We start from the raw sequence: 20371 nt of genomic DNA, 5'->3' as shown, positions 1-20371 counted from the left end.
CCGACGGCGGACCCACAGCAGCACGACTCGCACGACTGCACGAAGGGGAAGCCATGACAGCGACGACCGACGGAAGCACCGGGGCGACCTTGCCGTCCCGCGCTGCCGCGGCCAGCGACACCACCCTCACCACCCCCGGGGCGGCCGGGGTACAAGAAGCCGCCGCACACGCCGCACGGCGCGCCACCGACTTCCTGCTCGCCAGGCAGGACACCCAGGGCTGGTGGAAGGGCGACCTGGAGACCAACGTCACCATGGACGCCGAGGACCTTCTGCTCCGCCAGTTCCTGGGCATTCTGGACGAGGAGACGGCGCAGGCCGCCGCCAAGTTCATCCGCGGCGAGCAGCGCGTGGACGGCACCTGGGCCACCTTCTACGGCGGCCCCGGCGAACTGTCCACCACCATCGAGGCGTACGTCGCCCTGCGCCTGGCCGGCGACGAGCCCGACGCCCCGCACATGGCGCAGGCCTCCGCCTGGATCCGCGAGCGCGGCGGCATCGCCGCCGCCCGGGTCTTCACCCGGATCTGGCTCGCCCTGTTCGGCTGGTGGAAGTGGGAGGACCTGCCGGAACTCCCGCCTGAGCTGATCTACTTCCCCTCCTGGTTCCCGCTCAACATCTACAACTTCGGGTGCTGGGCCCGGCAGACCATCGTGCCGCTCACCATCGTCTCCGCCAAGCGCCCGGTGCGTCCGGCACCCTTCGCGCTGGACGAGCTGCACACCGACCCGGCCCGCCCCAACCCGCCGCAGCCGCTCGCCCCGATGGCGAGCTGGGACGGGCTCTTCCAGCGGCTCGACAAGGTTGTCCGCGGCTACCGCAAGGTCGCGGTGCGCAGGCTCCGCAAGGCCGCGATGAACTCGGCCGCCCGCTGGATCATCGAGCGGCAGGAGAACGACGGCTGCTGGGGCGGCATCCAGCCCCCGGCCGTGTACTCGGTCATCGCCCTGCACCTGCTCGGCTACGACCTGGAGCACCCGGTGCTGCGTGAGGGCCTCGCCTCGCTGGACCGTTTCGCCGTCTGGCGCGAGGACGGCGCCCGGATGATCGAGGCCTGCCAGTCCCCGGTCTGGGACACCTGCCTGGCCACCATCGCCCTCGTCGACGCCGGTCTGCCGGTGGACCACCCGCAACTGGTCAAGGCGGCCGACTGGATGCTCGGCGAGGAGATCGTCCGGCCCGGCGACTGGTCCGTGCGGCGGCCCCAACTGCCGCCCGGGGGATGGGCGTTCGAGTTCCACAACGACAACTACCCGGACATCGACGACACCGCCGAGGTCGCCCTCGCGCTGCGCCGGGTCCGGCACCACGACCCGGAGCGGGTGGACAGGGCGATCGGGCGGGCCGTCCGCTGGAACCTCGGCATGCAGTCGAAGAACGGCGCCTGGGGCGCCTTCGACGTCGACAACACCAGCCCCTTCCCCAACCGGCTGCCGTTCTGCGACTTCGGCGAGGTCATCGACCCGCCGTCCGCGGACGTCACCGCGCACGTCGTGGAGATGCTCGCCGCCGAGGGCCTCGCCCACGACCCGCGCACCCGGCGCGGCATCGACTGGCTGCTCGCCGAACAGGAGCCGAACGGCTCGTGGTTCGGCCGCTGGGGCGTCAACTACATCTACGGCACCGGCTCGGTCGTCCCCGCCCTCACCGCGGCCGGACTGCCCACCTCGCACCCGGCGATCCGGCGGGCCGTGGCCTGGCTGGAGAGCGTCCAGAACGACGACGGCGGCTGGGGCGAGGACCTGCGCTCCTACAAGTACGCCAAGGAATGGAGCGGCCGGGGTGCCTCCACCGCCTCACAGACCGCCTGGGCGCTGATGGCGCTGCTCTCGGCGGGTGAGAAGGAGTCCAAGGCCGTCGAGCGCGGTGTCAAGTGGCTGGCCGAGACCCAGCGGGAGGACGGCTCCTGGGACGAGCCGTACTTCACCGGCACCGGCTTCCCCTGGGACTTCTCCATCAACTACCACCTGTACCGGCAGGTGTTCCCGCTCACCGCGCTCGGCCGGTACCTGCACGGGGACCCCTTCGAGCGCAACCTGCTGAGCCGGAAACCGCACACCGAGGCGGGGGGAAGCCGAGCTTGAGCAACCAGCCCGCCCCGGCCCCGCTGCTGATCGCCTGCGCGCTCGGCATCGAGCACCTCGCCCTGCGCACCGGCGACCGCGGCGGTGCCGGCGGGCCGTACACCGTCGTCCGCACGGGCATGGGCCCGAAGGCGGCGGAACGCTCCGTCACCCGGCACCTCGCCGGTCCGGCGGCGGCCGACACGGCCGTGCTGGCCACCGGCTTCTGTGCCGGGCTCGCTCCCGGCATGCACCCCGGCGACCTGGTCGTCGCCGAGGAGACCCGGGACCCGCGCGGGACCGTCCCGTGCGTGGGTACCGAACTCCTGGTCAAGGAACTCGTGCGGCTGCTGCCCGGACGCACGGTTCACACCGGCCCGCTCACCGGCTCCGACCATGTGGTCCGGGGCCCGGAGCGGTCCGATCTGCTCGCCACCGGCGCGATCGCGGTCGACATGGAGTCGGCGGCCACTCTGCTGGCCGCCGCCCGTTCGGGCGACCGCCCGGTCGCGGCCGTCCGGGTGGTCGTGGACGCTCCCGAACACGAACTCGTCCGGATCGGCACGGTGCGCGGTGGAATATCGGCTTTCCGCGTTCTCCGTTCCATCCTTCCCGCATTTTTCGAATGGCACCGTTCTTTGCTGCTCCCTCGGAGGTGAGCCAGATGGCCATGCCGTTGCGCCAGTCCATCAAGGTCGCTACATACCTGGCTGAACAGAAGCTCCGCAAGCGGGACAAGTTCCCGCTCATCGTGGAACTGGAACCGCTGTTCGCCTGCAATCTGAAGTGCGAGGGCTGCGGCAAGATCCAGCACCCGGCCGGGGTGCTCAAGCAGCGCATGCCGGTCGCCCAGGCGGTGGGCGCGGTGCTGGAGTCCGGTGCGCCGATGGTCTCCATCGCCGGCGGCGAGCCGCTGATGCACCCTCAGATCGACGAGATCGTGCGGCAGTTGGTGGCCAGGAAGAAGTACGTGTTCCTGTGCACCAACGCGATGCTGCTGCGCAAGAAGATGGACAAGTTCACCCCCTCGCCCTATTTCGCCTTCGCCGTGCACATCGACGGGCTGCGTGAGCGGCACGACGAGTCCGTGGCGAAGGAAGGCGTCTTCGACGAGGCGGTGGAGGCCATCAAGGAGGCCAAGCGGCGCGGCTTCCGGGTGACCACCAACTCCACCTTCTTCAACACCGACACCCCGCAGACCATCATCGAGGTGCTCAACTTCCTCAACGACGACCTCAAGGTCGACGAGATGATGATCTCGCCCGCCTACGCCTACGAGAAGGCACCCGACCAGGATCACTTCCTCGGTGTCGAGCAGACCCGCGAGCTGTTCAAGAAGGCCTTCGCGGGCGGCAACCGCAAGAAGTGGCGGCTGAACCACTCCCCGCTCTTCCTGGACTTCCTGGAGGGCAAGGTCGACTTCCCGTGCACCGCGTGGGCGATCCCGAACTACTCCCTCTTCGGCTGGCAGCGCCCCTGCTACCTGATGAGCGACGGGTACGTGCCGACGTACCGGGAGCTGGTCGAGGAGACCGACTGGGACAAGTACGGGCGCGGCAAGGACCCGCGTTGCGACAACTGCATGGCGCACTGCGGGTACGAGCCCACCGCGGTCCTCGCCACCATGGGCTCCCTGAAGGAGTCCCTGCGGGCGATGCGCGAGACCGTCTCCGGAAACCGGGACTGACGCGATGACCGCCGTCCCCTTGGGCGTTCCCGGGGTACCGGCCCGTCCGGTCGCGCCGCGGCGGGTGTCGCGGCAGATCCAGGTCGGGCCGGTGGCGGTCGGGGGCGGGGCCCCGGTGTCGGTGCAGTCGATGACGACGACCCGTACGTCGGACATCGGCGCCACCTTGCAGCAGATCGCGGAGCTCACCGCGTCCGGCTGCCAGATCGTCCGCGTCGCCTGCCCCACGCAGGACGACGCGGACGCCCTCGCGACCATTGCGCGCAAGTCCCAGATCCCGGTGATCGCGGACATCCACTTCCAGCCGAAGTACGTGTTCGCGGCCATCGAGGCCGGCTGCGCCGCGGTCCGCGTGAACCCCGGCAACATCAAGCAGTTCGACGACAAGGTCAAGGAGATCGCGCGGGCCGCCAAGGACCACGGCACCCCGATCCGCATCGGCGTCAACGCCGGCTCCCTGGACCGCCGCCTGCTCCGGAAGTACGGCAGGGCGACCCCGGAGGCGCTGGTCGAGTCCGCGCTGTGGGAGGCCTCGCTGTTCGAGGAGCACGGCTTCCGGGACATCAAGATCTCCGTCAAGCACAACGACCCGGTCGTGATGATCGAGGCCTACCGCCAGCTCGCCGAGCAGTGCGACTACCCGTTGCACCTGGGCGTGACGGAGGCCGGCCCCGCCTTCCAGGGCACGATCAAGTCGGCGGTCGCCTTCGGCGCCCTGCTCTCCCAGGGCATCGGCGACACCATCCGGGTCTCGCTGAGCGCCCCGCCCGCCGAGGAGGTCAAGGTCGGCATCCAGATCCTCCAGTCCCTGGGGCTGCGGCAGCGGCGCCTGGAGATCGTCTCCTGCCCGTCCTGCGGCCGGGCCCAGGTGGACGTCTACAAGCTCGCCGAGGAGGTCACCGCGGGCCTGGACGGCATGGAGGTACCGCTCAGGGTCGCGGTGATGGGGTGTGTGGTCAACGGTCCGGGGGAGGCGCGGGAGGCCGACCTCGGGGTCGCCTCCGGCAACGGCAAGGGGCAGATCTTCGTCAAGGGCGAGGTCGTCAAGACCGTTCCCGAGTCCAAGATCGTGGAGACCCTCATCGAGGAGGCCATGAAGATCGCCGAGCGGACGAGCCCCGCAGACAGGTGAGTTGAGGCAGAGGCACGGACCGAGAGGGGGCCCGAGCGTGACCATTCTGGAGAGGATCCGGGGACCACGCGACCTGAAGGCGCTGTCCGAGGCGGAACTCGGCGAACTGTCCGAGGAGATACGTGAGTTCCTGGTGCACGCGGTGTCGAGGACCGGCGGTCACCTCGGCCCCAACCTGGGCGTGGTGGAACTGACCGTCGCCCTCCACCGGGTCTTCGAGTCACCGGCCGACCGGATCCTGTGGGACACCGGCCACCAGAGCTATGTGCACAAGCTGCTGACCGGCCGTCAGGACTTCTCGAAGCTGCGCGGCAAGGGCGGGCTGTCCGGATACCCCTCGCGCGAGGAGTCCGAGCACGACGTCATCGAGAACAGCCACGCCTCGACCGCACTGGGCTGGGCCGACGGCCTCGCCAAGGCCCGCCAGGTGCAGGGCGGCAAGGGGCATGTGGTCGCGGTCATCGGCGACGGCGCGCTGACCGGTGGCATGGCCTGGGAGGCGCTCAACAACATCGCCGCGGCCCGGGACCGGCCGCTGATCATCGTCGTCAACGACAACGAGCGCTCCTACGCGCCCACCATCGGCGGCCTCGCCAACCACCTGGCCACGCTGCGCACCACCGACGGCTACGAGAAGGTCCTCGCCTGGGGCAAGGAGGTCCTGCAGCGCACCCCGGTCGTCGGCGGGACCCTCTACGAGTCCCTGCACGGCGCCAAGAAGGGTTTCAAGGACGCCTTCGCGCCGCAGGGCATGTTCGAGGACCTGGGTCTGAAGTACCTCGGTCCGATCGACGGCCACGACGTCAAGGCCGTCGAGTCCGCGCTGCGCCGCGCGAAACGCTTCCACGGCCCCGTCCTGGTCCACTGCCTCACCGAGAAGGGCCGCGGCTACGAGCCCGCCCTCGCGCACGAGGAGGACCACTTCCACAGCGTCGGCGTGATGGACCCGCTCACCTGCGAGCCGCTCACCCCGCCGGGCGGCCCTTCCTGGACGTCGGTGTTCGGCGACGAGATCGTGCGGATCGGCCAGGAGCGCGAGGACGTCGTGGCGATCACGGCGGCCATGCTGCACCCGGTCGGCCTGGGGAAGTTCGCCGAGCGCTTCCCGGACCGGGTGTGGGACGTGGGCATCGCCGAGCAGCACGCGGCCGTCTCCGCGGCGGGCCTCGCCACCGGCGGGCTGCACCCGGTCGTCGCCGTCTACGCCACCTTCCTCAACCGGGCCTTCGACCAGCTGCTGATGGACGTCGCCCTGCACCGCTGCGGGGTGACCTTCGTCCTGGACCGGGCCGGCGTGACCGGCACCGACGGCGCCTCCCACAACGGCATGTGGGACATGTCCGTCCTCCAGGTCGTCCCCGGCCTCAGGATCGCCGCCCCGCGCGACGCCGACCAGCTCCGCGCCCAGCTGCGCGAGGCAGTCGCCGTGGACGACGCGCCCACCCTGGTCCGCTTCCCGAAGGAGACCGTCGGCCCGCGCGTCCCGGCCGTCGACCGGGTCGGCGGCATGGACGTCCTGCACCGCGACGAACGCCCGCAGGTGCTGCTGGTGGCCGTCGGCGTGATGGCCTCCGTGTGCCTCCAGGCCGCCGAGCTGCTCCAGGCCCGCGGGATCGGCTGCACGGTGGTCGACCCGCGCTGGGTCAAGCCCGTCGACCCCGAGCTGCCCGGCCTCGCGGCCGGACACCGGCTGGTGGCCGTGGTCGAGGACAACAGCCGTGCCGGGGGCGTCGGTTCGGCCGTCGCCCTGGCCCTCGGCGATGCCGATGTGGACGTGCCGGTGCGGCGGTTCGGGATCCCGGAGCAGTTCCTCCCGCACGCCAAGCGGAGCGAGGTGCTGGCCGACATCGGTCTCACGCCCGTCGAGATCGCCGGGCGGATCAGCGCGAGCCTGGCCGTCAAGGACGTCGACGGCACAGCCAAGGAGAGTGAATGACCACCGAGTTCGACCTCGGCGCCCTGCTCGCCGAGCGCGGAGCCGAACGCTACGAGCTGCACGCCAGGCACCTCAACCCGCAACTGCCGCGCATGCTGCACACCATCGGCTTCGACAAGGTCTACGAGCGTGCCGAGGGAGCGCACTTCTTCGACGCGGACGGCAACGACTACCTGGACATGCTCGCCGGGTTCGGGGTGATGGGCCTGGGCCGCCACCACCCGGTCGTCCGCAAGGCGCTGCACGACGTGCTGGACCTGGACCTCGCCGACCTCACCCGCTTCGACTGCCAGCCGCTGCCCGGCCTGCTCGCCGAGCGTCTGCTGGCCCACAGTCCGCACCTGGACCGGGTGTTCTTCGGCAACAGCGGCACCGAAGCGGTGGAGACGGCCCTGAAGTTCGCCCGGTACGCCACCGGCAAGCCGCGCGTCCTCTACTGCGACCACGCCTTCCACGGGCTGACCACCGGCTCGCTGTCGGTCAACGGCGAGCGCGGCTTCCGGGACGGCTTCGCCCCGCTGCTGCCCGACACCGCCGTACCGCTCGGTGACCTCGACGCCCTGGCACGGGAGCTGGCGAAGGGAGACGTCGCCGCGCTGATCGTGGAGCCGATCCAGGGCAAGGGCGTGCACGAGGCGCCGCCCGGCTATCTGCGGGCCGCGCAGGAGCTGCTGCACCGGCACAAGGCGCTGCTCATCGCCGACGAGGTGCAGACCGGCCTCGGCCGTACCGGCGACTTCTACGCCTACCAGCACGAGGACGGCGTCGAGCCGGACCTGGTGTGCGTGGCCAAGGCCCTGTCCGGCGGTTACGTGCCCGTCGGCGCCACCCTCGGCAAGGAGTGGATCTTCAAGAAGGTCTACTCGTCCATGGACCGCGTGCTGGTGCACTCGGCGAGCTTCGGGTCCAACGCCCAGGCGATGGCGTGCGGCCTGGCCGTGCTGTCGGTGATGGAGAACGAGCAGATCGTCGCCGGCGTGCGCCGCACGGGCGAGCGGCTGAAGTCCCGGCTCGCCGCGCTGATCGACACCTACGAACTGCTCGCCGACGTCCGCGGCCGGGGCCTGATGATCGGCATCGAGTTCGGCAAGCCCTCCTCGCTGAAGCTGCGCGGTCGCTGGACCATGCTGCAGGCGGCGCGCAAGGGCCTGTTCGCGCAGATGGTCGTCGTACCGCTGCTGCAGAAGCACCGGATCCTCACCCAGGTCTCCGGCGACCACCTCGAAGTGATCAAGCTGATCCCGCCGCTGGTGGTGGACGAGGCCGACGTCGACCGGTTCGTGGACGCCTTCACCGCGGTGATGGACGACGCGCACAGCGGCGGCGGCCTGATGTGGGACTTCGGCAAGACCCTGATCAAGCAGGCGGTGGCGAACCGCTGAGGACCCGTCCTTAGGGGGCCAGAAGGAGTACGAAGGGGAAGAGCAGCCCGGTCGCGCCCAGGACGGCTCCCGTCACGGCGGTCCCCATCCGGCCGATGCCACGGCGGGCGTAATGGGCGCCCATCAGGCCGAACGTGACGGCGAGCCCTCCGGCGAGGAACATCACCGGCAGCAGCATGAGCGTGGGCCACATGCATGCGGCGGCCATGGCGCCCAGCACGAGCGCGGTCGGGCCGAGGGCGCCGGCGGGTGAGTCGGCTCGGTCGGGTGCGGTGTTCGCAGGCATGAGACCCCCGTGGTTTGAACGTGTTCAAATCCTGGGCTCGATCGTAACAGGGCGGGGTGCGGACCGGCGGCCCGGCCATCGCTTTGCCTGGCAGGCAAAAAAATTGCCCGAGAGGCAAGACTCGGGCTCAATGGAGGCATGAACGCCTCAGACGCCGGTCCGCCGGCGGCTCCGGCCCCGGACGAGGGTCTGCACGCCGTCGCGCCGCAGCTGCGCGCCCTGCGCCGGCGCGCGGGGCTCACACTGGAGGCCGCGGCCCGCGCCGCCGGGCTCTCCCCGGCCCATCTGTCCCGCCTGGAGACCGGGCACCGCCAGCCCTCGCTGCCGATGCTCCTGGCGCTCGCCCGTATCTACGGTACGACCGTCTCCGAGCTGCTCGGCGAGACGGTCGCCGACCGGGACGCGATCGTACGGGCCGCCGACATGGAGCCGACCCGGGCGGGCGGCTGGACGTACGTCCAGGCCGGGGCGCCCGGCCGCGGCATGCAGGCCCTGAGGGTGCGGGTGCCGTACGGCTCGCAGGGCGACATCGTGCGCGTCCACCCCGGCGAGGAGTGGCTGTACGTCCTCAAGGGGCGGCTCCGGCTCCGGCTCGGCGACACCGCCCACCTGCTCGGACCCGGTGACAGCGCGCACTTCGACTCACTCACCCCGCACCGCCTCGCCGCCGAGGACCACGACGGCGTGGAGCTGCTGTTCGTCCACACCCTGCTGCAGAGCCCCACGGCCACGCTGTGCCTGGGCCCGCTGACCGGAGAGCTGCCATGAGCGACTACGAGACCAAGTTCCCCCGTTCCCTGTGGGTCCGGCTGATCATCTACATCGCCCTGGGGCACGTCCTGGCCGCGTTCCTCTACCTGCTGTTCGCGTTGGGCGGCAAGGGCTGACGCGGCGCGGCGCGTGACAGGATGGGCGGATGCCCGAGACGTCCGACCCGGTCACCGCCCGCTGGCCGCTCGCCTCGCCCCGCACGGCCGACTGGCTGCGCGAGCTGGCCGGCGACGGTGTCACCGGGTTCATGCCGCCGCCACTGCCGGACGCGGTCTGGGTGCTGGGCGCCATGTACGAGCACGACCGGCTTCCGGCCGACGTGACGTACGACGCGTACCACCGGGCCCGCGCGGCGGAGAGCGGGGCCGGACGGGAGGTCGTCGGCGGGATCGACCTCACCGGCGTGGGGACGGCGACCGGCGGCGGTCTGGGCCGGGCCGAGCACCCCGGACCCGGCTGGCGGCGGCTGCGCTGGGCGGAACTGGCCGCACGCACCGGCGACCCGCTGGTGCCCCAGGGGCTGCTGCCGTCGTACCGGTGTTTCCCGTCGGCCAAGACGGACGGCAGCTGGCCGCTGCGGATCACGCCGCCCACCGAGGGCAGCCTGGACCGTGAGACCTGGAACCGGCTGACCGGCATCCTCACCGAGCACAGCCCGCAGGGCCCGGACACCCGCTGTCTGGCCTACTACAACCCGCTGATGCTGAGGGACGCGGACTTCGACCACCCGCACGTACGCATCGGCCGGCTCGGCGACGCCGCCGCCCTGTACGACAACCCCGAGGCCGACTTCAGCCCGTCCAACCTCTGGGCCGAGGACCGCTCCTGGGTCCTGTGCACCGACTACGACCTGTGGGCCACCAAGGTGTCGGGCCCCGCCGTGCTGGTCGAGACCCTGCTGCACGACGCCGAGATCGAGGCCGTCCGCCTGCCCTGGGCTCCCTGAGCGTGCCGTCCCGTCAGTCCAGCAGGCGTGCGCGCAGGCGCTCGCGGGAGTCGGGGGACAGACCCAGGCCCCGGGTCAGGTAGGTGTCGGTGTCGCCCCAGGTGTGCTCGATGCTCGCGAAGGCCGCCTCCAGGTACTCCGCGCGGGCGTCGAAGAGCGGGTTGAGCAGCTCCATCACCTCGGGGGTGTACGCGGTGTCCGCGCTGCCGCTGCGCCGGACCTTGTAGCGGCGGTGCTTGGCGGCCGACTCCAGGTAGTCGGCGAGGATCGCGTCCCGTTCCACCCCCAGGGCCAGGAGCGTCACCGCTATCGAGATGCCCGCGCGGTCCTTGCCGGCCGCGCAGTGCATCAGCGCGGGCACGCTGTCCTCGGCGAGCGCGTGCAGCACCCGGGAGTGCTCGGCGGTGCGCTCCTTGACGATCTTCCGGTAGGAGGCGATCATCCGGGCCGCGCCCTTGCCGTCGTCCAGGATCGCGCGCAGCTGGTCGAGGTCGCCGTCGCGGACCATCTGCCAGAACTCGGCGCCGTCCGCCGGGTCGCTCAGCGGAAGGTTCACGTTCCGCACGCCGGGCAGCTCGACGTCGGGCCCCTCCAGCTTCTGGTCGGCCGCGTTGCGGAAGTCGAAGATCGTGTGCAGGCCCAGGGAGGCGAGGAAGGCCGCGTCCTCGTCGGTCGCGTGCGCCAGGTGACCGCTGCGGAACAGCACGCCGTACCGCACCCGCCGCCCGTCCGAGGTCGGCAGGCCGCCCACGTCACGGAAATTGCGCACTCCGGCCAGCTCCGGCTCGGTCGACGGGACCTGCTGCGTCACGGGGGCTCCTCCCGGTCGTTCCCCGCCGTCACGGCTCGCCGGCGGGCGCTCTGACGACCATACGACATCGATTTCCTCGGGCAATGAGTTGTCCACAGGCATGGACACCGGGTTCCCGGCCCTCGATGATGTTGGCACTTGCGCGGATCTGTTGGCACCTGTGAGGTCTCGATGGTGGACATCGCCGAAGACGGTCGTACCTGGCTCCTTTTGGGCCCGGGCAGCAGCTACGCCCTGCATCTCACCGACGCGGACGAGCTGCTCCACCTGCACTGGGGTCCACGGATCGCCCTCCCCGACGCCGAGGCTCTCGCCGAGCGCCCCCTGCCCGGCTACCGGCCCTTCGAGTCCCCCCTCGACGGCCGCGAGGAGTACCCGGTCGAGGGCGGTCCCCGCTTCGTCCGCCCCGCCCTGTCCGTCCGCACCGAGGAGCGGCGCGGCACCGAGTGGCGCTTCCTGTCGTACGACACCGAGGGCGGCGCGCTGCGGCTGCGCTTCGACGACGACGGCGTGGGGATCACACTGCACTACCGGATGCGCGGCGACGTGGTCGAGCGCTGGGTGACCGTCGAGAACGGCGGCCACGCGCGCGTGGAGCTGCTGCGGGCCGACGCGGCCACCTGGACCCTGCCCGACCGCGAGGGGTGGCGGCTGTCCCAGCTGCACGGCCGCTGGGCCGCCGAGTCCCGGCTCACCACCGCGCCCCTCACCTACGGCGAGAAGGTCATCGGCAGCCGCCGCGGCCACACCGGACACCAGCACCTGCCCTGGGTCGCCCTCGACACCGACGCCACCGAGGAGCGCGGCGAGGTCTACGGCTGCGCGCTCGGCTGGTCCGGCTCCTGGCGCATCGCCGTCGCCCAACTCCCGGACGCGCGCGTGCAGATCACCGGCGGCGCCGGCTACGACGACTCGGGCCTGCTGCTCCTCGCGCCCGGGGAGTCGTACACCACCCCGGTCTTCGCGGGCCTGTGGAGCGACGGCGGTTTCGGCGGTGCGAGCCGCGCCTGGCACGCCTACCAGCGCGCGTACGTCATCCCGGAGGCCGAGCGGGACCGGCCCGTGCTGTTCAACTCCTGGGAGGCCACGTTCTTCGACATCTCCGAGGAGCAGCAGCTCGCCCTCGCCCGCCGGGCCGCCGAGATCGGGGTCGAGCTGTTCGTGGTGGACGACGGCTGGTTCGGCGCCCGCACCAGCGACCGCGCCGGCCTCGGCGACTGGACGCCCAACCCGGACCGCTTCCCGCGCGGCCTGAAGCCCCTCGCCGACCAGGTGCACGGACTGGGCATGCAGTTCGGCATCTGGGTGGAGCCCGAGATGGTCAACCCGGACAGCGACCTGTACCGCGCCCACCCCGACTGGGTGCAGTACCAGCCGGGGCGAAAACGGACGGAACTGCGCAACCAGCTCGTGCTCAACCTCGCGCGCGAGGACGTCCGGGAGTACCTCTGGGAACAGCTGGACGCCCTGCTCTCCAGCGCCCCGATCGACTATGTGAAGTGGGACTTCAACCGCTGCTTCACCGACGCCGGCTGGCCCGGGGAGCCGTACCCGCAGCGCCTGTGGGTGGACCACGTCCGCGGCCTGTACGCCCTGCTGGACCGGCTGCGCACGGCTCACCCCCAGGTCGCCTTCGAGTCCTGCTCCGGCGGTGGCGGCCGGATCGACCTCGGGGTGCTGAGCCGCACCGACCAGGTGTGGACCTCCGACAACACCGACCCGCTGGACCGGCTCGCCATCCAGCACGGCTTCACCCAGATCCATCCCGCCCGCGTGATGGCGGCCTGGGTCACCGACAGCCCCAACACCCAGCTCAACGGCCGGGTCAGCTCGCTGCGCTTCCGGTTCGTCAGCGCCATGGCCGGCGTGCTCGGGGTCGGCGGCGACCTGACGGAGTGGAGCGCGGAGGAGCGGGCCGAGGCCCGGCGCTGGGTGGAGCTGTACAAGGAGATCCGCCCGGTCGTGCAGCACGGCGAGCTGTACCGGCTGCGGCCCCCGACGGGCGGCCTGAGCGCCGTCCAGTACCTCCGGGGCGGGGAGACCGTCGTCCTCGCCTGGCTGCAGGCCCAGAGCCACGGCGAGCCGGTGCCGGCGGTACGGCTGCGCGGACTCGACCCGACAGCATCGTACGAATGCCGTGAAACGGGCGAAGTGCACCGGGGTGCGGTCCTGCTGCACCACGGACTGCGCACCGGCCTGAAGGGTGACCTGGATGCGACGGTTGTCCGGCTGCGCCGCCTATGATCCCCCTGCCCGGATTCAGCCCTTCCTTCCGGCTTGTTGCGGAATCAATGGCCTCTGGGGAGTGTGGCGTGAGGAGCGTCATAGCCGTGACCGAGCGTCGCACGTCATGTCCACGTAAGGCTCGGACCGAAAAGGGAAATCGACAGGACGAAGGCGCGGGAATTCACGCTGGGTGACCGCGAATTCCCGCATTCGATCACCCGGGACACGAACACCGGGAACCGGCTGCTTGTTCCGCCGCGTCCCGCTCGCTTACGTTCCGATCCCGTCCGGACGGAACGCCGCATCCTGTCGCCGCCCGGACTCCGCACACATGACCCGCGTCGGCAGGAGCGGGGGACCCACCAGGTACGACTGCCTGTCCCAGTCTCCGCGACAGGCCAGGGGTGCAGCCGTGCGGCGCACGGCCGGGCAGCTCCAGCCCGAACCCGGCAGCTGACCTCGCAGGCGCCGGAGAGGAACTGCGCCATGCCCGCCAAGGGTAAGCACCGACGTCCCAAGACCCCGCGTTTCTCCCGCTCCCTCGCCGTCGCCGGAACCGGCGGAGCCGCCCTGGCCCTCCCGCTCGTCGGGACCACCGGAGCGCACGCCGCGACCCCCGCGCAGCCCGTTTCCGGAGCGGCCGTGCAGTCCCTCCCGAACGCCGCGCAGCAGACCGCCGCCCAGCGGGACGCGGGCGCGCGCACCTACACCGTGCGCAGCGGCGACTGCCTCTCGAAGATCGCCGAGGAGCAGCGGGTCGACGGCGGCTGGCAGCGGCTCTACGACGACAACCGGCAGGCCGTCGGCGCCGACCCGGCGCTCATCCACCCGGGCCTGAAGCTCACCCTCGGCGCGCAGGCGGCACCGGCCCGCACCGAGCCCGCCGCCCCGAAGCCCGCCCGGACCTCCCCGGCCGGCCGGGCCCCGCAGACCCCCAGGGCAGCGCAGGGCGGCCAGGCCTCGCAGACCTCCGAGTTCTCCGGCTCCGGCGCCGCGCAGACCGCCTCCGCCGGCTACACCCTGCCGGTGGCCGGCGCCACCATCGGCACCGGCTACCACGTCGCCGGCAGCATGTGGTCCAGCGGCCACCACACCGGCGTCGACTTCGTCGTCCCGACCGGCACCCCCCTGAGGGCCGTCGCCGCGGGCACCGTCGTCTCCGCCGGCTGGGGCGGGGCGTACGGCAACCAGGTCGTCCTCAGGCTCAACGACGGCCACTACGCCCAGTACGCCCACCTCTCGCAGCTCTCCGTCTCGGCCGGCCAGACCGTGACCGCGGGCCGGCGGGTCGGCCTGTCCGGCGCCACCGGCAACGTGACCGGCCCGCACCTGCACTTCGAGATCCGCACCACGCCCGACTACGGCTCGGACGTGGACCCGGTCGCCTACCTCCGCGCGCACGGGGTCGCCGTCGGCTGACACCCGCCCCGCCTATTCCTGGATTGGCAAATTATTTAAGGGTGTCTCATCTCACCGTTCGTCAACCCCTGCCTACGGTCGCGTAAGTCACATCGGAAGGTGAATCATGGTCCGACGTGGCAGACGATTCGAAGAATGACAACACATCAGCGATCGGGTCGTACGTGGCGGTGGGGGACAGCTTCACCGAGGGCGTCGGCGACCCCGGGCCCGACGGGGCGTTCGTAGGCTGGGCCGACCGCTTCGCGGTGCTGCTCGCCGACCGGCGCCCCGAGGGCGACTTCCGGTACACCAATCTCGCCGTGCGCGGGAAGCTGCTGGACCAGATCGTGGCCGACCAGCTCCCGAAGGCCGTCGAACTGGCCCCGGACCTGGTTTCCTTCTGTGCGGGCGGCAACGACATCATCCGCCCCGGCACCGACCCGGACGAGGTCGCCGAGCGCTTCGAGCGCGCCGTGGCCCGGCTGGCCGAGGTCGCCGGCACGGTGATGGTGACGACGGGCTTCGACACCCGGGGCGTCCCGGTACTCAAGCACCTGCGTGGCAAGATCGCCACCTACAACGGACACGTCCGGGCCATCGCGGACCGGTACGGCTGTCCCGTCCTCGACCTGTGGTCCCTGAAGTCCGTGCAGGACCGCAGGGCCTGGGACAGCGACCGGCTGCACCTGTCGCCGGAGGGCCACACGCGCGTGGCGCTGCGCGCCGGGCAGGTCCTCGGCCTGGAGGTGCCGGCCGACCCGGAGCAGCCGTGGCCGCCGCTGCCGCCCCGGGGCACCCTGGACATCCGCCGCGACGACGTCCAGTGGGCCCGTGAGTACCTCGTCCCCTGGATCGGGCGCCGGCTGCGCGGCGAGTCCTCCGGGGACCATGTGACCGCCAAGGGCACGCTGTCTCCGGACGACATCAAGTTGCGCATCGCCTCCGTGGCCTGACACCGCCGCCCGCGCCCCCGTCCGTGCCGCCCGACCGCGCGGTCCGGGGCGCGGGCGGGGCGCGCGCTCACCGCTCCCGTTCGGTCAACGCCTTCCGGCTGAGGCCCAGTTCCCGCGCGAGGGCCTCGTCCACCCACTCCTGCGCCCGGGACCGGGCCACCGCGCCCGGGTACGACGTCAGCTGCACCGCCAGCCCGTCCAGCAGCGCGGTCAGCCGCAACGCCGTACCGGCCGGGTCCGCGCACGCGAACTCACCGTCCGCGACGCCCTCGGCGATGACCTGCGCGATCGCCGCCTTCCACTGCTTGTCCAACTCCCGGGTGACCTCCCGCAGGGCGGGCTCGCGCAGGGCCACGGCCCAGCCCTCGATCCACAGCCGCCAGCCCTTGGCCTGCCCCGTCGGCGCGTACCAGCGCACCGCGGCCCGCAGCCGGCGCAGGGCGGTGGTCCGCCGGCCCACCACCTTGCGCAGGTGCGCGAGGTCGTCTTCGGCCGCGTACGTGAACGCGGCGGCGACCAGCTTCTCCTTGGTGGAGAAGTGGTACAGCACCAGCGCGTTGCTCACCCCGAGCGACGCGGCCACGTCGGCGATCCGCACCGCCGCCACACCCCGCGCCTCGATCTGCCCGATGGCTGCCCGCAGCAGCTCCTCCCGCCGCTCCGCCACGCTCAACCGCACTCTCGCCACGCGCTCACCCTAGTCGTAGTCGATCGCATGCGAACGCTGCCGGTCACAAGCGGTCGGTCACCGAGACCCGTCGACGCGTTCCGCGATCACGGGCAACCGGTCGCCGGACCAGGTCGTGCACGGTCGGCAGCACCCCGCACTCCCGGACACCCGGGCCGCGCCCGGCAGTTCACGGTCGCCCGGGCGCGGCACCGCGCGGCCGGCGGTCCCGTGGCCGCGCCGCCGACTGCGCGCCGCCGAGCGGGACACGGCGGCTCACCGCTGGTCAGCGGTGCGGGCCGGACCCCGGCCCCGGACGGTCGGCCCCGGGCGCCGGGCGCCGGGCCGTCGCGGGGGCCGACCGTCCGGACTGTCGGAGGAGCCGTTCATAATGGAGGGCCTCACCCACTCCACCGGGAGGTACCGTGACCGGTCTGCGCTCTGCGAGCACCGGACTCCGCGCGCTGCGGCCTGCCGCCTTCGGCGCGGACCCGGGCGGTGAGCGCCTGGCACGCATCCGCCGCTCCCCCCACTTCGAGAACGGCGTCTTCCGGAACCCCGGTGGCCCCGCCCGCACCCGGCCGTCCGGCTCCACGATGGACCTCGCCAAGGTCTTCCTGGACAAGGAAACCCGGCCGCTGCGCGCCCCCCAGGGCACCGTCCCGGTCCACCCCACGACCTTCGCCGACCTGGCCAAGCCGCCCGCGACGGGACTGCGGCTGACCTGGATGGGCCACTCCAGCGTGCTCGCCGAGATCGACGGCCACCGGGTCCTGTTCGACCCGGTCTGGGGCGAGCGCTGCTCCCCGTTCCCGTTCGCCGGCCCCAAGCGGCTGCACCCGGCGCCGCTGCCGCTGGCCGCGCTCGGTCCCGTCGACGTCGTCGTCATCTCGCACGACCACTACGACCACCTGGACCTGCCCACCGTCAAGGCGCTGGCCGGAACGGACACCCTGTTCGCCGTTCCGCTCGGCGTCGGCGCCCACCTGGAGCACTGGGGCGTCTCCCCGGACCGGCTGCGCGAACTCGACTGGCACGAGTCCACCCGCATCGGCGGGCTCACCCTCACCGCCACCCCGGCCCGCCACTTCTGCGGCCGCGGGCTCCGCAACACCCAGCACACCCTCTGGGCGTCCTGGACCGTCGCCGGCGACGAACACCGCATCTACCACAGCGGCGACACCGGCTACTTCGACGGCTTCACGGACATCGGTGCCGCACACGGCCCGTTCGACGCCACGATGATCCAGATCGGCGCCTACAGCGAGTTCTGGCCCGACATCCACATGACGCCCGAGGAGGGCCTGCGCGCCCACCTCGACCTGCAGGGCGGAGCGCCGCACGGCGTGCTGCTCCCGATCCACTGGGGCACCTTCAACCTCGCACCGCACCCGTGGGCCGAGCCGGGGGAGTGGACCAAGGAGGTCGCCGAGGAAGCCGGCCAGGCCGTGGCCCTGCCCCGGCCGGGCGAGCCCTTCGAACCCGCCGGCAAGCTGCCGGCCGAGGCGTGGTGGCGAGGCGTGTCCGGGGAGGTCCGGCGCACCTGGCGCTCGGTCGGTGCCTTCGTCGCGGAGCCGCCCGCGCGCGGCACCGGCGGCCACGCGCACTGAGCCCGCGGCTCCCGGCCCCGCCCCGGTCCGGCCCCGCCCCGGTCCGGCCCCGCCCCGGTCCGGCCCCGCCCCGGTCCGGCCCCGCCCCGGTCCGGCCCCGCCCCGGTCCGGCCCCGCCCCGGTCCGGCCCTGGCCCGGCGGTCCCGCCCCTCCCGGTCCCACCCCAGCTCACCGTCTCCGGAGGCCGGGATACCGCTCCCTTTCCGCGGATAAAACGTACGATGATGGATGAAATGTACGTTGTACGCGGAGTGCGGCCATGGCAGAGCGCGGCAAACCGGAGAGGCGACGGCGGCTGAGCCGCCCCGTGGTGCTCGCCGCGGCCGTCGCCCTCGTGGACCGGGAGGGCCTCGCCGCCCTGACCATGCGCCGCCTCGCGGCGGACCTGGGTGTGGAGCCGATGGCCCTCTACCGGTACACCGACGGCAAGGAAGGACTGCTCGACGGCCTGGTGGAGGCCTTCTTCGCCGAAGTCAACGAACGGCTGCGGACCTCGGTCGAGCGGGCCCGCACCGACCCGCCCTCCGCCGCCGAACCGGCCTGGCGCACCGAACTGCGGCGCGTGGCGCGGGCGGTCGCCTGCGTCGTGCACGCCCACCCGGAGGTTCTCCCCGTGGTCGCCGTCCGCCCGCTCAGCGTGCCCGTGGCCCGGCGGCCCGAGCCCTGGCTCCAGCTCACCGAGCACGTGTTCGCCGTGCTCGCCCGCGCCGGATTCGACGACCGCACCGCGCTGACGATCTACCGCACCTTCGTCTCCTGGTCCCTCGGCTGTCTGCTCGTGGACAAGCGCCAGCTCGTCGACAACCCGGAGGAGCCCGACCCCGTCCTGCGGCTCGGCCTGCACCGGCTGCCCGCCGCCGACTATCCACGGCTGCGCGCCCTCGTCCCGCGCTTCGCCGAGTACGACGACGAACGCGAGCTGACGGACGGCCTCGACAGCCTGCTCAGCCGCATGCCCGAGGCCCCCCTCGACGCCTTCTACGACCGCGGGGCCTCCTGAGCGCGCCCGCACCCGGACGCCCGCACCCGGACGCCCGCACATGGTTCGAGGCGCCCGCCCCGGCGGGCGCCTCGAACCGCGGAGCGGGCCTTGCGGCCCGGTGGCCTACGCGGCCCGGTGGAAGAAGAACGGGTCGATGGAGACCGGCACCCGCGCCAGGGTGTCCAGGTCGAGCAACTGGTGGTGCACGAAGTCGGCGTGGCGCTGATAGGTCACCCCCTCCGGGAAGTTGGCCGGGTCGGGGGTGTTGTTGCCGGAGAACACCCCGTAGAAGTCCCGGCCCACGGCGAGCAGCCGGATGTAGTCGCCCAGGTACGGCAGGAACTGCGCGACGGGCACGTTCGCCGGCGCCTGGTGGAGCACGTGCCGCTCCGGCATGGTCTGCCAGTCGTCGGCCGTCAGTTCCAGCGCCGTCACCCACTGGCGCTGCCTGAACTGCTGGTAGGCGAGCCCGAGCAGGGAGTCGGTGGTGACGGCCAGGGCCGGGTTCTTGGCATCGGTGACGGTTCGGACGTCCGACGACCAGGTCTGCCCGTGGTCGGTCGAGTGGCGCACGTGCAGGGTGCAGCCCATCTGGCTGCCGACCCGGTCGCACCAGGCCACCCAGACACTCGCCGAGTCCGTGGGGTCCACCGCGATCGCGAGATCGCCGCCGAGGCGCTCCTGGCCCATGAACGCGTTGAACCGCTCGGACCGCCCCGTCGCCACCCGCTGGCCGATGGCCGAGTCGTCGGCGTCCTTCAGGTCCTGGAACGCGTCGGTGCCGACGCCCCCGTCGTCGTCGCGGGTGACGACGACGTCGAGCGTCACGTTCACGATGTCGCCCCCGCCGGGCGTCGCGCCCGTCCAGCTCTCGAAGGCCGTGTACACCGTGCCGTCCGGGTGCACAGCGGTGCGCACCGGCGGCCCGTCCTGGCCCGAGGGGGTGCGCTGCTCGACGGTGTTGCGCCGGAAGCCGGCGGGCGCCGCGGCCGTACGGGCGTCACCGGAGACGTCCACGGCGGCGGACCTCGGGCGCACCCCCAGGTCGTTGCTGGACACGTACACGCGGTCCTGGGCGCCGCCGTCCCCCCGGACGCTGCCGACCTCGACCCATGGCTGGTCGACCCGGTCCCGGCTGACCAGCAGCTCCATGGACGCCGCCGTCGTGATGTCCGGTGAGCGCAGGATCTGCATGCGGAGGATGTCCTGCAGGGAGGCCTCGGCGTTGAGGATGCCCGCGTACAGGGCGCCTCCTTCGGACGCGAATCCGACCGAGATGTCGCCGGTGCCCAGCCGCGCGGTTCCGCCCGGGACGACGCTGCGCATCACCCAGGTGTGCCCGCCGTCGGTCGACACGTAGACCGGGGCGAGCGATCCTCCCATCGGGTCGGGGGTGAACGCGGTCACCACGATCTCCTGGGGGTTCTGCGGGTTGACGGCGATACTGGGTTCGGCGTCCTGGGTGCGGTCCCCGCTCAGGGCGACCGGGGTGATGTCGACGACGGTGAACGTGGGCAT

Annotated in this window: 18 protein-coding genes and 1 riboswitch; of the genes, 14 read left to right on the top strand and 4 right to left on the bottom strand. The window is 72.2% G+C overall.

All coding sequences use genetic code 11. The annotated features are described in order from the left end of the window. Positions 1-53: 53 nt before the first annotated feature. From shc to IEZ20_RS26235, 6 genes are read left to right on the top strand one after another with little or no spacing between them, the layout of a single operon-like run. A complete protein-coding gene (gene shc, locus IEZ20_RS26260; protein ID WP_189303040.1) occupies positions 54-2084 on the top strand; it encodes a squalene--hopene cyclase in 2031 nt (676 codons plus the stop codon). Next, positions 2081-2722: a phosphorylase family protein gene (locus tag IEZ20_RS26255; RefSeq protein WP_189303038.1), complete on the top strand. Its 642-nt coding sequence runs from the start codon at positions 2081-2083 to the stop codon at positions 2720-2722. The genes shc and IEZ20_RS26255 overlap by 4 nt, the downstream gene beginning before the upstream one ends. A gap of 5 nt (positions 2723-2727) precedes the next feature. Then, positions 2728-3750 carry an adenosyl-hopene transferase HpnH gene (gene hpnH, locus IEZ20_RS26250; RefSeq protein WP_189303036.1) on the top strand — a complete coding sequence of 341 codons (1023 nt, stop codon included), beginning with the start codon at positions 2728-2730 and terminating at the stop codon, positions 3748-3750. A 4-nt stretch (positions 3751-3754) separates the two neighbouring features. Further along, the gene (ispG, locus tag IEZ20_RS26245; RefSeq protein ID WP_189303034.1) at positions 3755-4882 is read left to right on the top strand and encodes a flavodoxin-dependent (E)-4-hydroxy-3-methylbut-2-enyl-diphosphate synthase; all 1128 of its coding nucleotides are present in this window, start codon (positions 3755-3757) and stop codon (positions 4880-4882) included. A gap of 37 nt (positions 4883-4919) precedes the next feature. After that, positions 4920-6818: a 1-deoxy-D-xylulose-5-phosphate synthase gene (gene dxs / locus IEZ20_RS26240; RefSeq protein ID WP_189303032.1), complete on the top strand. Its 1899-nt coding sequence runs from the start codon at positions 4920-4922 to the stop codon at positions 6816-6818. Further along, the gene (locus IEZ20_RS26235) at positions 6815-8200 is read left to right on the top strand and encodes an aspartate aminotransferase family protein (protein ID WP_189303030.1); all 1386 of its coding nucleotides are present in this window, start codon (positions 6815-6817) and stop codon (positions 8198-8200) included. Before dxs ends, IEZ20_RS26235 begins: the two co-directional genes overlap by 4 nt. Positions 8201-8210: 10 nt before the next feature. Here the strand turns inward: IEZ20_RS26235 and IEZ20_RS26230 are convergent, their stop codons facing one another. Beyond that, on the bottom strand, positions 8211-8486 hold the full coding sequence (locus IEZ20_RS26230) for a hypothetical protein (RefSeq protein ID WP_189303029.1): 276 nt from the start codon (positions 8484-8486) through the stop codon (positions 8211-8213). A 138-nt stretch (positions 8487-8624) separates the two neighbouring features. On the opposite strand from IEZ20_RS26230, the gene IEZ20_RS26225 reads away from it, so the two are divergent. From IEZ20_RS26225 to IEZ20_RS26215, 3 genes are read left to right on the top strand one after another with little or no spacing between them, the layout of a single operon-like run. Then, on the top strand, positions 8625-9254 hold the full coding sequence (locus IEZ20_RS26225) for a helix-turn-helix domain-containing protein (protein WP_189303028.1): 630 nt from the start codon (positions 8625-8627) through the stop codon (positions 9252-9254). Then, positions 9251-9373 carry a DUF6126 family protein gene (locus IEZ20_RS26220; RefSeq protein WP_189303027.1) on the top strand — a complete coding sequence of 41 codons (123 nt, stop codon included), beginning with the start codon at positions 9251-9253 and terminating at the stop codon, positions 9371-9373. The genes IEZ20_RS26225 and IEZ20_RS26220 overlap by 4 nt, the downstream gene beginning before the upstream one ends. A gap of 29 nt (positions 9374-9402) precedes the next feature. After that, entirely contained in the window at positions 9403-10203 is an 801-nt protein-coding gene (locus tag IEZ20_RS26215) for a hypothetical protein (RefSeq protein ID WP_189303026.1), read from the top strand. A gap of 13 nt (positions 10204-10216) precedes the next feature. On the opposite strand, the gene IEZ20_RS26210 is transcribed toward IEZ20_RS26215, so the two are convergent. Beyond that, entirely contained in the window at positions 10217-11014 is a 798-nt protein-coding gene (locus IEZ20_RS26210; protein ID WP_189303025.1) for a tyrosine-protein phosphatase, read from the bottom strand. 171 nt (positions 11015-11185) lie between these two features. Between IEZ20_RS26210 and IEZ20_RS26205 the strand changes: the two genes are divergently transcribed. From IEZ20_RS26205 to IEZ20_RS26195, 3 genes are all read left to right on the top strand, one after another. Next, complete coding sequence (locus IEZ20_RS26205) at positions 11186-13258, top strand: alpha-galactosidase (RefSeq protein WP_189303224.1); 2073 nt, start codon at positions 11186-11188, stop codon at positions 13256-13258. Between the two features lie 309 nt (positions 13259-13567). Continuing rightward, a riboswitch (cyclic di-AMP (ydaO/yuaA leader) is annotated at positions 13568-13721 on the top strand. 5 nt (positions 13722-13726) lie between these two features. After that, on the top strand, positions 13727-14659 hold the full coding sequence (locus IEZ20_RS26200) for a M23 family metallopeptidase (RefSeq protein ID WP_189303024.1): 933 nt from the start codon (positions 13727-13729) through the stop codon (positions 14657-14659). A 116-nt stretch (positions 14660-14775) separates the two neighbouring features. After that, complete coding sequence (locus IEZ20_RS26195) at positions 14776-15594, top strand: SGNH/GDSL hydrolase family protein (RefSeq protein ID WP_189303023.1); 819 nt, start codon at positions 14776-14778, stop codon at positions 15592-15594. Positions 15595-15661: 67 nt separating this feature from the next. Here the strand turns inward: IEZ20_RS26195 and IEZ20_RS26190 are convergent, their stop codons facing one another. Further along, positions 15662-16282: a TetR/AcrR family transcriptional regulator gene (locus tag IEZ20_RS26190; RefSeq protein ID WP_189303022.1), complete on the bottom strand. Its 621-nt coding sequence runs from the start codon at positions 16280-16282 to the stop codon at positions 15662-15664. Between the two features lie 404 nt (positions 16283-16686). Between IEZ20_RS26190 and IEZ20_RS26185 the strand changes: the two genes are divergently transcribed. Together IEZ20_RS26185 and IEZ20_RS26180 are read left to right on the top strand one after the other, a co-directional pair. Continuing rightward, positions 16687-17871 (top strand): MBL fold metallo-hydrolase, encoded by a 1185-nt coding sequence (locus IEZ20_RS26185; protein ID WP_189303021.1) that lies wholly within the window; start codon positions 16687-16689, stop codon positions 17869-17871. Between the two features lie 259 nt (positions 17872-18130). Beyond that, positions 18131-18871 (top strand): TetR/AcrR family transcriptional regulator, encoded by a 741-nt coding sequence (locus IEZ20_RS26180; RefSeq protein WP_189303019.1) that lies wholly within the window; start codon positions 18131-18133, stop codon positions 18869-18871. Positions 18872-18976: 105 nt separating this feature from the next. Here IEZ20_RS26180 and IEZ20_RS26175 read toward each other — a convergent pair whose 3' ends face one another. Then, positions 18977-20371, bottom strand: coding sequence for a hypothetical protein (locus IEZ20_RS26175; RefSeq protein WP_189303017.1), 1395 nt, complete (start codon positions 20369-20371; stop codon positions 18977-18979).

The organism is Streptomyces cinerochromogenes (genome assembly GCF_014648635.1).
Classification (GTDB): domain Bacteria; phylum Actinomycetota; class Actinomycetes; order Streptomycetales; family Streptomycetaceae; genus Streptomyces; species Streptomyces cinerochromogenes.
Note: the sequence above shows the minus strand (reverse complement) of the source record. Positions and strands in the feature narration are given on the sequence as shown.